Annotated in this window: 9 protein-coding genes; 3 read left to right on the top strand and 6 right to left on the bottom strand. The window is 72.2% G+C overall.

What is annotated here, in order from left to right; genetic code table 11:
- The coding region (locus BZY54_RS55120) for an aromatic-ring hydroxylase C-terminal domain-containing protein (RefSeq protein WP_341868708.1) at positions 1-99 on the top strand (99 nt) is incomplete at its 5' end.
- A 113-nt stretch (positions 100-212) separates the two neighbouring features.
- The gene (gene hemG / locus BZY54_RS25375) at positions 213-1,697 is read left to right on the top strand and encodes a protoporphyrinogen oxidase (protein WP_086727643.1); all 1,485 of its coding nucleotides are present in this window, start codon (positions 213-215) and stop codon (positions 1,695-1,697) included.
- A 74-nt stretch (positions 1,698-1,771) separates the two neighbouring features.
- Here the strand turns inward: hemG and BZY54_RS25370 are convergent, their stop codons facing one another.
- The 3 genes from BZY54_RS25370 to BZY54_RS25360 form a co-directional block, all read right to left on the bottom strand.
- Positions 1,772-2,932, bottom strand: a complete 1,161-nt coding sequence (locus BZY54_RS25370; protein WP_086727642.1) for an RNA-guided endonuclease InsQ/TnpB family protein — start codon at positions 2,930-2,932, stop codon at positions 1,772-1,774.
- Positions 2,933-3,212: 280 nt separating this feature from the next.
- A complete protein-coding gene (locus BZY54_RS25365) occupies positions 3,213-4,964 on the bottom strand; it encodes an FAD-dependent monooxygenase (protein WP_086727641.1) in 1,752 nt (583 codons plus the stop codon).
- A gap of 156 nt (positions 4,965-5,120) precedes the next feature.
- The gene (locus BZY54_RS25360; protein WP_086727640.1) at positions 5,121-5,579 is read right to left on the bottom strand and encodes a pyridoxamine 5'-phosphate oxidase family protein; all 459 of its coding nucleotides are present in this window, start codon (positions 5,577-5,579) and stop codon (positions 5,121-5,123) included.
- Positions 5,580-5,734: 155 nt separating this feature from the next.
- Between BZY54_RS25360 and BZY54_RS25355 the strand changes: the two genes are divergently transcribed.
- The gene (locus BZY54_RS25355; protein ID WP_086727639.1) at positions 5,735-6,931 is read left to right on the top strand and encodes an RNA-guided endonuclease InsQ/TnpB family protein; all 1,197 of its coding nucleotides are present in this window, start codon (positions 5,735-5,737) and stop codon (positions 6,929-6,931) included.
- Between the two features lie 30 nt (positions 6,932-6,961).
- Here BZY54_RS25355 and BZY54_RS25350 read toward each other — a convergent pair whose 3' ends face one another.
- Genes BZY54_RS25350 through BZY54_RS51010 form a run of 3 tightly spaced genes read right to left on the bottom strand, consistent with a single transcriptional unit; the run spans position 6,962 to position 10,557 of the window.
- A complete protein-coding gene (locus BZY54_RS25350; RefSeq protein WP_086727638.1) occupies positions 6,962-8,053 on the bottom strand; it encodes a threonine aldolase family protein in 1,092 nt (363 codons plus the stop codon).
- A gap of 6 nt (positions 8,054-8,059) precedes the next feature.
- Positions 8,060-9,463 carry an aldehyde dehydrogenase family protein gene (locus tag BZY54_RS51015; RefSeq protein WP_158103915.1) on the bottom strand — a complete coding sequence of 468 codons (1,404 nt, stop codon included), beginning with the start codon at positions 9,461-9,463 and terminating at the stop codon, positions 8,060-8,062.
- Positions 9,460-10,557: a hypothetical protein gene (locus BZY54_RS51010; protein ID WP_158103914.1), complete on the bottom strand. Its 1,098-nt coding sequence runs from the start codon at positions 10,555-10,557 to the stop codon at positions 9,460-9,462. Before BZY54_RS51010 ends, BZY54_RS51015 begins: the two co-directional genes overlap by 4 nt.
- Positions 10,558-10,847 lie beyond the last annotated feature (290 nt).

Raw genomic sequence — 10,847 nt, 5'->3', positions numbered from 1 at the left:
CGCCCCGACGGCTACGTCGCCTGGACCTCCCCCGGCACCACCGACGACCTCACCCAGGCCCTCGACCGCTGGTTCGGCACCGCCCGCAGGGCCCTCTAGGCGCTCTCGACCGGGGGGCTGGGCCCCCCGGCCAGACTGCCAGGGCCTGTCTTGACGCCGGGCGCCGGCGCCGAGACGGCCTCTACGACACTAACCGCGAAGGATCTGGTGGAATGGCTGGCACCGAACAGGATCAGGTGAGTGGAAAGCCCCATGTGGTCGTCATCGGGGGTGGTATCGCGGGACTGGCGGCGGCGTTCCGGCTCCGCAACGAGCCGGTCCGGGTGACGGTCCTGGAGGCGTCGTCCCGGCTGGGCGGGAAGCTGTCGGTCTCCGAGGTGGCGGGGGTCGCGGTCGACGAGGGCGCCGAGTCGCTGTACGCCAACCGGCGCAGGACCACCGGGCTGATCGCGGACGCCGGGCTCGGCGAGAAGATCATGTCGGCCGGCGTCACCGCGTCGGCGATCTGGACCAGGGGCGAGATCCGGCAGCAGCCGGACCGTCAGTTCATGGGCGTGCCCTGCGACATGGACGACCTCGCCCGTTCCGGCGTCGTCTCCGCCGAGGGCGTCGAGCGGGCCCGGCAGGACCTGGTGCTGCCGTCGTTCGACCGGGACGGTGACGTCTCGGTCGCCGACTACGTCGGCGGGCGCTTCGGCCAGGAGGTCGTGGACCGTCTGGTCGAGCCCTTCCTCGCCGGGGTGTTCTCCGGCCGCGCCGCCGACCTGTCGTTCGAGGCCACCCTGACACCGCTGGCCAAGGCGGCCCGTACGCACGTGTCGCTGGCGGACGCGGCGGGCTCGCTGACGCCTGTGCTCGCCGAGGGGCAGAAGCCGCCGCCGGTGCGGGTGGCGACCCTCGACGGCGGGTTCGGATCCCTGCCCCCCGTACTCGTGCGCGAGGTGCTGGCGGCGGCGCCCGACGCGTCGGTGCGCACCGACGCCCCCGTCCGGGAGCTCACCCGGAGCGCGAGCGGCTGGCGGGTGAGCGTGGGCGCGGCCGGCGGCCAGGAGCACATCGACGCCGACGCGGTCGTCATCGCCGTGCCGGCGGGGCCCGCGGGCAAGCTGCTCGCCGGGGTGCCCGGAACCGCCTCCGCCGTCTCGGCGTTCGCCGAGGTGCCCTACTCGAGCGTGGCGATGGTGACGCTCGCCTACCCGCGCTCGGCGTTCCCCGGCCCGCTCGCGGGCCGCGGCTACGCCGCCTACCGGGTGCCCGCGGTGGAGGGGAAGGCGGTCAAGGAGGTCACGTTCACCACGGTGAAGTGGCCGCACCTGGCCGGCGAGGTGGAGATCGTCCGCTGCTCGATCGGGCGGTTCGGCGAGGAACACCTGCTGGGGCGCGACGACGCCGACCTCGTGGCGCTGGCGACGGCCGAGCTCGCGGAGGCCACCGGCGTGCGCGGTGCCCCGGTGGCGAGCCGGGTCAGCCGCTGGGCGGACGCCCTGCCGCAGTACACCGTCGGCCACTTCGAGCGGGTGCGGCGGATCCGTGAGTCGGTGGCCGCCCAGCCCGGACTCGCGGTGTGCGGAGCCCTCTACGACGGCGTGGGCGTCGGTGTGTGCATGGCCTCCGCACGGCAGGCCACCGACCAGGTGCTGGCCTGGGTGCAGCAGAACGCCGCGGCCCGTTCGGTGGCGGTCGGAGCGTCAACTTGACCCGGCTCTGAAGGACCGGGCTTGCAGGTAGGGCGCGGCTGGCTGCCGCGTGACCTCCCGCATCTGAGCCCTTGCTAGGCAGGGGCTGGGACGCGTGACTCACGCCCCGCATTCCACACAGCCTCGCCCTTGCGGGCGATGTTGCGGGAAGCGTTCAGGTCGGCGTGCGCAACGACGCCGCACGACCTGCATCGGAACCGGGCCTGCGAGGCCCGGTTCCGCTTGTCTATGTGATGGCACTCGAAGCACTGCTGGCTGGTGTACGCCGGGTCGACGAACACCAGGGGCACGCCGGCACGGCGTGCCTTGTAGGCCAGGAACTGTCCGAGCTGGGCGAATGCCCAAGAGTGCACCGCGGCCCGTTGGGGCTTTCTGAGCCGTACCCTCGACCGGATGCCCTGGAGGTCCTCCAGGGCGATGCCGCGCGAGGTGCGTTCAGCCTCTGCCACGATGCGTTTCGAGATGACGTGATTGGTGTCCGCGGCGAACCGCCGCTCACGTTGCGAGCGCTGCTTCAGGCGGCGCTTCGCGGACTTCGTGCCCTTCTTCTGCAGCTTGGCCCGCAACCTGAGCTGTCGGGCCCGGTACCGGTTCAGTCTCCGGCCTGCGAAGACGTCACCGTCGGACGTCGTCGCGATGTTGACGACACCCAGGTCGGCGCCGAGGAACCCGTCCGGGTTCGCATTGAGCTCGGCTTCGGGAACCTCGCACGTCGCGAGGAGATAGAAGGCGCCGTCGCGTTCGATGAGGTCCGACTCGCCCTGGCGGTACCCTCGCAGGGTCTTGAGCTGGTCTGCGGAACCGGTGAACCTCACGCCCTTGAGCCGGCCCGCGGTCGTCCATATGGATACGGTGCCCGCATCATGCTGCCAGCTGACACACCGATCGTCGTACGGCTGCGCAGCGCCGGCCCGAAACGTGATCGGTTTCGATTCCGCCCGGACCCGCCGCTTCGAACGCCGTTTTCCGAGATTCCCCGCCTTGATATTCGCGTGCAGGGTCGTGTACGCGTCACGGACCTTCTTGATCACGTGCTGCGCCGCCTGCGCACCCAGCCCACGGGCCTTCAGCTCGGCGTACGTGTGTTTCCGCAGTTCGTATTCGCGCGGCACCCCGCGGTCGAACGCGACCTGGGACACCCAGTTCGCGCTGTCGTTGCACTCGTGCAGGGTCGATCGCAGCGCGGCCGCCTGCTCGGCGGTCGGCAGCAACTTGACCTGCACGACGATCTTCACGCGACGAACCGTACTCCCCGACACTGACAACGGCCCCGCATCGGGCTGCAGTTACCAATGCGCAGCACCACCGAGTGTCGGCAATCACCCTCTGGCCAGCCGCGAGACAGGACCCGCAGTGAAACGGCGCCGCCGCGCGGCGCCGTGGTCGAGGAGGCGATTCCTCCCGGGCCTGAAGGCCCGGGGCTCCCCGCCAGAAACAGCTGAACCGGCCCCGGCCCGCGTCGAAGCGGCCGTGCCCGATTCCCGGGCACGGCCGCTTCTGCTGTCTGTCTCTGTGTCAGCGGTCCAGCATCGCGGCGAACACCTCCGCCAGGACCTGTTCGGGGTCCTGGCTGCCGCCCGTGCTGCGCCAGGCGACGTGCTGGTCGGGGCGGACCAGGAGCGCGCCGGCGTCGGTGATCTCTCGGACCGCCTCCCAGCCGCCGTCGGTGTCGGCGTACTCGCCGCCGGCACTGATGCGGACGGTGCCGATGCGGACGGAGAACTTCTCCGCCACCCGTGCGGCCGCCTCGCACCACGGCGTTCCCTGCGGGCCCGTGATCAGCGTGAAGTCGGTCCTGCCGGTGAGGTCGAGTGTGGACAGGCGCCGGCCGCCGGTGGTGATCCAGGCGTGCGGCAGCCGGTGTCCGGGGCGGGAGGTGGGCCGGTGCTCGTTGCGCATGGGGACGCGGGCGGGCGGCTCGGTGCCGTCCGCGACGAGCGCGCCGTCCTCGTAGTGGAAGCCCACCTCCATGTCGAGCGACTGGCATCCCCCGCGGTGGGTGTGGAAGATCTCCAGGGCGCGCGCCCGCACGGTGTCGCCGAGCGGCGAGGGGTCGAAGTACGCCTCGAGCCGCTGCTTGCGGCGGCCCGCCGGGATGTTGTGGCCGGCGCCGACGGCGTCGATGACCGCCTGGTGGTGGACGGCGGCGGACACCGCCCAGTCGACGTTCTCCCGGCCCACGGGCCGGCGCTCGGTCTCGTAGGTGTCGATCAGGCTGTCGGCCGCGCGGCCGCCGAGCACCGCGGCCAGCTTCCAGGCCAGGTTGTGCGCGTCCTGGATCCCGGTGTTGAGGCCGAGGCCGACGGCGGGGGGCTGGCGGTGCGCGGCGTCGCCGGCGATCAGGACACGGCCCACCCGGTAGCGGTCGGCGAGGTGGGCGTGCACGATCCAGTCCGTCACCTTGTGCACCGTCACCTCCAGGTCCGGGATGCGCAGCAGCTCGCGGATCCTGGGGACGGCCGTCTCGGTGTCCCAGCGGCCGGGCGGGCCGGGGGCGAAGTGCAGGCCCCACTGCTGGCACTCCTTGCCCCAGCGCGGCCCCATCTCGATGAGGTTGCTGGACAGGTCGGGGTCCTCCGGGCTGAGGAAGTGCGTGATGAGCGTGCCCTCCTCCCACCACTGGGAGAGGTCGGCGGAGAAGTACACGGTCGTGGTGTTGACCAGCCCGGGCGGGCCCTGCATCTGGATGCCGACCTCGGCCCCGACCATGCGGCCGCCGTCGGCCCCGATGAGGTACTGCGAGGTGACCGTGGTGGTCTCTCCGGTGTCCAGGTTGCGCACCTCGGCGACGACATGGTCGCCCTGGTCGGAGAAGGAGGTCACCTCGTGGTGGAACAGGATCCGCCCGGGATTGCGGTCCTCCGCGTGCCGGCGCAGGATCGGCTCCAGCCACATCTGCGGCAGCTTGGCGGGTAGGACGGGCCCGGCGGCCGCGTAGGTCTCGCGCAGTTCACCGCCGCCGAAGGCATCCATCTCGTGGATCAGACGCCGGTCCAGCGGGCCGTCGCCGGCGAGTGTGGTCTGCCAGCGCACCTTGCCGAACTTCTCCAGCGGCGCCGCTTCGGCGAGCACGTCGTCGGCGACCGAGTGCTGCCGGTAGATCTCCATCGTGCGCTGGTTGAGGTAGTGCGCCTTAGGAACCCTCGATGTGTCCGGGTGCCGTTCCACCAGCAGATGATCGACGCCCTGGTCGGACAGGAAGACGGAGGCGGACAGACCGCATCCGCCACCGCCCACGATCAGAACCGGAACCTCGATGGCTCCCATATTCGCCCCTTTAGGATCGACCGATGCCTTGCCAGTCGCAGCCTGGCAAAGTCCTCTTCAGCACCGGTCAAGCACGACTGGACCGCGGCCGCGCCGGGCCGGTCACCGGGGTGAGCGGCCCGGCGGGGGTGGCCGTGGGAGGCCGGGGCGGGCGGGTCAGCCGAGCCAGACGCCGTCGCGCATGAGGCCGCGTCCGGCCAGCTCGTTCGACTCCCGCCAGGCCTGGATGCGCCGGGGCCGGATGCGGAAGTACTGGTAGGGGTCGTCGAGTTTGCGCGGGTCGAACCCGGTCTTGGCCGCGAAGGCGTCACCCGTCTTGGCGCCCAGCTCGCTCACGTCCACCGGCTCCGCGACCCCGTCGACGATGACGACGTCGCGCGTCGGGCCGAGGCCCAGCCGCACCCGGCCGTCCGCCAGCAGGTTGCGCCCGGTGACCGAGTCGCGGGGCGTCGAGACGACGATCGCCGTCCCGTCCCACAGGTAGGACAGCGGGATCAGGTGGACGCCGCGCGAGTCGCCCGCCGTGGCCACCCACAGGTCGACGTCGTTCTCCAGTCTTGCCCGAGTGTCCCGCAGCCGTTCCTCAAGTCCGCGCGCTGGTGGCTTCGTTGTCATCAGAATTCCTCCGTGGATACCCCCGCCTTCAGGCGGGGGATGAATCGGACTCCTGCGGAGCAGGGCAGGGAAAGCCGATTCGCCCTCCGGGCGGATCGGCGTCCACCATCAACTACCGCAGCACGGTCACAAGTTGCCGTACTAGTTTGTGAGCCATGGCCACTCACGTGAAGCGGACGTTCAAGTACCGCTTCTATCCGACCGATGCGCAGGCAGCCGAGCTGTCGCGCACGTTCGGATGCGTGCGCAAGGTCTACAACATGGCGCTCGCGGCCCGTACCGAGGCCTGGGCGCGGCAGGAGCGGGTCAACTACAACCAGACCTCGGCCATGCTGACCGCGTGGAAGAAGACCGAGGAGCTGGCCTACCTCAACGACGTCTCCTCCGTTCCACTGCAGCAGGGGCTGCGGCACCTGCAGGCCGCCTTCGCGCACTTCTTCGCCAAACGCGCCAAGTACCCGCGCTTCAAGGTGAAGAAGAAGTCCCGTGCGAGCGCGGAGTACACCTCCTCGGCGTTCCGGTACCGTGACGGCTCTCTGACACTGGTGAAGATGACCGACCTGCTGAACATCGTCTGGTCCCGCCCGCTGCCCGACGGGGCATCGCCGAGCATGGTGACCGTGAGCCGGGATGGCGCGGGACGCTGGTTCGTCTCGCTGCTGTGCGAGGATGCGCGGGTGAAGCCGCTCGCGGCCACCGATACGGCCGTCGGCATCGACGTCGGCCTGGACCACCTGCTCACCCTCTCGACCGGGGAGAAGATCGCCAACCCCCGGCACGAGCGCCGTGACCGCGAGCGCCTGGCCAAGGCCCAGCGGGAGTTGTCCCGCAAAGCCAAGGGGGACGGGGCCAACCGGCGCAAGGCCTGGGCGAAGGTCGCGAAGATCCACGCTCGGATCGCCGACCGCAGGCGCGATGTGCTGCACAAACTGACCACTCGACTCGTGCGTGAGAACCAAACGCTCGTGATCGAGGATCTGACCGTACGCACCATGGTCAAGAACCGGAGCCTGGCCCGCGCCATCAGCGATGCCGCGTGGTCGCAGTTCCGGAGCATGCTGGAGTACAAGGCCGGCTGGTACGGGCGGGAAGTGGTCGCGGTGGACCGCTTCTTCCCCTCCTCCAAGCTGTGCTCCCACTGCGGCACCCTCCAGCCGGAGATGCCGCTGAACGTGCGCACGTGGACGTGTGACAGCTGTGGCACGGCCCATGACCGGGACGTGAACGCGGCGAAGAACCTTCTGGCCGCCGGGCTGGCGGTGTCTGTCTGTGGAGCCGGTGTAAGACCTCAACGGAGAACTCCGGGCGGGCAGTCGGCAGTGAAGCAGAAAACCCCACGGCGTGAGCCGTAGGAATCCCCCTCGTTCACGAGGGAGAGGAAGTCAAGCTTCCTCCGTCCATGCCGGGGCCGTCGGCCGGTCCTGGGGCACGGTGGCCGCCACGGCCGCCAGCGCCCTGACGGCCGCGCGTACCCCGATCATGTCGTGCGCCCGGTGGGTCACGAAGCGCACGTGCCCGTTCGGCAGCGGCAGCACGCCGACCCCGTGGCCGGCCAGGCGCTCGGCGCACGCGTCCGGGGGCAGCCCGGCGAGCCGCGCCATGACCATGTTGGTCGGCCGCGGCGGGCGCATCACCTCGACACCGGGCACCGAGGCGAGTCCGGAGGCGAGCGCCGCGGCCGTCTCGTGGTCGGCGGCCAGGTCGGGCAGGCGCCCGAGCGCCACCAGGGCGGGCGCCGCGAGGACGCCCGCCTGGTGCAGGCTGCCGCCCAGCCACCCCCTCAGCTCGCGGGCGCGCGCAACGTACTCGCGTGATCCGCACAGCAGCCCGCCGGCCGGGGCGCCGAGCCCCTTGGAGACGGAGAAGGCGACGCTGTCCGCCGGCCCGGCCAGCTCCGCGGGCGGCACCCCGAGGGCCACCGCCGCGTTCGCGAGCCGGGCGCCGTCGAGGTGGAGATGCGCGCCGTGCCGGTGGACCAGCGCGGCGACCGCGCGCATCGCCTCGGTGTCCAGGGCGTTGCCGGAGCTCATCATGCTGGTGTTCTCGACGCAGACCACCGTCGGTGGGCCCGCCCCGGTGCCGAGCAGCTCGGCCAGGGCGTCGGGGTCGGGCAGGCCGTCGGGGCGCTGCGCCACCGGTAGCAGTTCGACGCCGCCGAAGCGGCGCAGCCCGTCCGGTTCGAGGAACGCCATGTGGGTGCCCGCGCCGGCGATCAGCCGCGGGGCGGGCGACCCGGGCGGGCCAAACGCGGCGAGCGGGGCGAGCAGGTTGGCCATCGTGCCGGTGGGCGTCAGCAGTGCGGCCTGGGTGCCGAGCAGTTCGGCCACCCGTTCCTCCAGCACGGCGACCGTCGGGTCGTCGCCGTACACGTCGTCGCCGACGTCCGCCTCGGCCATCGCCCGGCGCATCCGCGCGTCCGGCAGGGTGCGGGTGTCGCTGCGGAAGTCGAACCGCGGGGAGCCGGTCCACGCCATGGGGGCCTACCGCCCCGGACGGTGGGCCACCCAGACGGCGCGGGGCCTGGTGTAGCCCTCCACCGCGTGGATGCCCAGCTCGCGGCCGTATCCGGACTGGCCGAGGCCCGAGACACTGACCGTCTCCTCGGTGTCTCCCCAGGTGTTGACCCACACCAGGCCGGCGCGCAGGGCCCGGCCGAAGCGCTCGGCCCGGTCGGCGTCCGAGGTCCACACCGACGCCGACAGTCCGTACGCGGTGTCGTGTGCGAGGGCCAGGGCCTGGTCGTCGGTGTCGAACGTCGCGACGGACAGCACCGGCGCGAAGATCTCCTCCCGCCAGGCGCGGCTGTCGAACGGCACGCGGTCGACGATCGCCGGGTGGACGAAGAACCCGCCGTCGAGATCGTGCAGGACCGAGGAGCGACCGGGCGGGAGGATCACCCGCGCGCCTCGCGCCGCCGCCTGGGCGACCACCTCGGCCGTCCGGTCGGCGGCCGCCCGGCTGATCAGCGGGCCGAGGTCGGTGCCGGGGTCCTTCGGCGGCCCGGCCCTGAGGTCAGCGGCCAGCTTGGCCACCCGGCCGACGAACTCCTCGTGCACGGCGCGGTCCACGACCAGACGTGAACCCGCCACGCACACCTGCCCGGTGTTTCCGGTGAAGCCGGTGACGACCGCCCGCGCCGCCGCGTCGAGGTCGGCGTCGCGGAAGACCACCACGGGGCTCTTGCCGCCGAGTTCCAGGGAGACGGGCTTGAGGCCGTCCGCGCAGCGCCGCGCGACCTCGCGCCCCGCCGCCGTCGAACCGGTGAAGGAGACCATGCCGACGGCCGGCTGGTCGCACAGCAGCCGGCCGGTCGCGGCGCCGCCGTAGACGGCGGTGAGCACGCCTTCGGGAAGCACTTCGCCGGCGCGGCCGACCAGGCGGCGCACCGACAGCGGCGTCTCGGGCGCCGGTTTGACGACGACCGTGTTGCCGTAGGCCAGCGCGGCGGCGATCTTCCAGACGGCCAGCAGCAGCGGGTAGTTGTTGGGGACGATGGCCGCGCACACCCCGACCGGCACCCGGTCGGTGTAGGTGCGCATGCCGGGGCCCGCCGGATGGGTCTCCCCCACCGGGTACCGGGCCGCCGCCGCGAACCAGTCGACCACCTGGGCGGCGAAGTCCACCTCTCCCGCGGCGCGTGCGGTGGGCTTGCCCGCGCCCAGCCGTTCCAGGGCAGCGAGTTCGTCGCGGTCCTCGCGCAGCACGTCGCCGAGGTCGCGCAGCAGGCCGGCGCGCCGAGCCGGGGACGTGTCGGCCCAGACGTCGTGGAACGCCGCCTCGGCCCGGGCCACGGCGCCGGCGACGCCGGGCGCGTCGGTGTCCGGCACGTGGGTGACGGTGCGGCCGGTGGCGGGGTCGAGGACCGGCCGGCCCGCCGCGGTCACCCCAGCACCTGCGCACGGCCGGCGAGCCGGAGCGCGCCGTCGATGTCGGTGACCAGGCCGTAGAACGCCTCCCGTCCCAGGCCCGCTCCCGCGCTGCCGAGCAGCCTGAGGTCGTACCCGTCGGGGTGCTGCCACCAGGCGTCGCAGGCCCCGTACTCGGCGCTGAGGTAGCCGAGGTGGACCGGTCGGCCGCCGAGGTCGCGGATCTCGGCGGCGGCGGGGTGCTTGTCCCGCTCCGGAGGGAAGGCGAGCCGGCCGCCGCCGGTGCGTTGCGCCGTCAGGCGCAGCTCGCCGCCGGACGGCGAGGAGTAGACGACGTCCAGTTCCCGGGCGGCGGCGCCGTCGCCGAAGGTCGCGGCGCTCTCGGCGCCGAACTCTCCGGCCGTCACCGGCACTCCCTGGGCGGTGAGGAACGGCGCGACCTTCTCGGAGGGGACCCAGTCGCCTTCGTGGTCGCGCCCGCGCCGGTGGAAGTGGAACACGCCGGTGGGCACCGACACCATGTCGGCCGGGTGCCTGGCCCAGTAGCTCAGCTCGGCGAACGGGGTGGCCAGCACCCTGGGCACGGCGTCCGGCACTGCCGGGCGCAGGGCGGCGAACAGCGCGACGATCTCGTCGTCGGTGAAATCGCCCTCCAGCACCGACAGTTCGACCGTGGTGCGGGCCAGCCGGGCGCTCGCGGCCCGGTGGCCCAGGTAGTCGGTGCCGAGCCAGATGACGCGGCCGGCGCCGATCTCGGCCGGCCGGGTCTCGCTGCCCCACAGGCACGGGTGGTCGGCGGCCGGGAACGCCCAGTCGTACAGGAACTGCTTCAGGCGCAGCCGCCGTCCGCCGCCGGAGATCTCGGTGCGGTAGCCGGCGGGGTTGGCGTCGCTCCACGGGGTCCGGCCCTCGGCCTCGACCCGGCCGGGGGGTGCCTCGCGGCGCAGTGTTCCGATGCTGGTGTCGCATCCTGCGGGCAGCCGGGACGGCCGCCACAGCACGAAGTTGCACCAGTCCTGGGCGTGCGTCTCCTCGATCGCCGGGGGCACCGGGTCAAGATCGGCCGCGCGGTCCAGTGTCTGCCAGTGCCACGGTGGTGGGGGACTGCTCACCTGGTCTCCTTCGAGGACGCCCCTGCCCTCAGGCGGGGGAGGAATCGAGCCCCTGCGGAGCAGGGCAAGGAACGAGGTTTCGCCTCCAGTACGAAAGACCGCCCAAACAATCGGGTAGGCTGCGTACCGTGCGTTACGAGAACCAAGCACGCACGACGCGCCGAGCGAGAACCAAGCCGGCGCAATCCAATGCTTTCGGGCAGCCGGGCAGGTTCCGTCCCGGCTGGTGTTGAGGGAGTAAGACCTTTCAGGTCGCTGACCTGCGGGGCTTCCTGAGCCAGGAATCCCCC

This window comes from Streptomyces carpinensis, assembly GCF_002154505.1.
In the GTDB taxonomy this organism is placed as follows: Bacteria; Actinomycetota; Actinomycetes; order Streptomycetales; family Streptomycetaceae; genus Streptomyces; species Streptomyces carpinensis.
The sequence above is the reverse complement of the archived record's forward strand: the minus strand, read 5'-3'. Positions and strand labels throughout refer to the sequence as shown.

Excerpts from the sequence above, each read along its gene's own strand:
- hemG (WP_086727643.1), top strand. The coding sequence starts at position 213 with ATGGCTGGCACCGAACAGGATCAGGTGAGTGGAAAGCCCCATGTGGTC.
- BZY54_RS25365 (WP_086727641.1), bottom strand. The coding sequence starts at position 4,964 with ATGGGAGCCATCGAGGTTCCGGTTCTGATCGTGGGCGGTGGCGGATGC.
- BZY54_RS25360 (WP_086727640.1), bottom strand. The coding sequence starts at position 5,579 with ATGACAACGAAGCCACCAGCGCGCGGACTTGAGGAACGGCTGCGGGAC.
- BZY54_RS25355 (WP_086727639.1), top strand. The coding sequence starts at position 5,735 with ATGGCCACTCACGTGAAGCGGACGTTCAAGTACCGCTTCTATCCGACC.
- BZY54_RS25350 (WP_086727638.1), bottom strand. The coding sequence starts at position 8,053 with ATGGCGTGGACCGGCTCCCCGCGGTTCGACTTCCGCAGCGACACCCGC.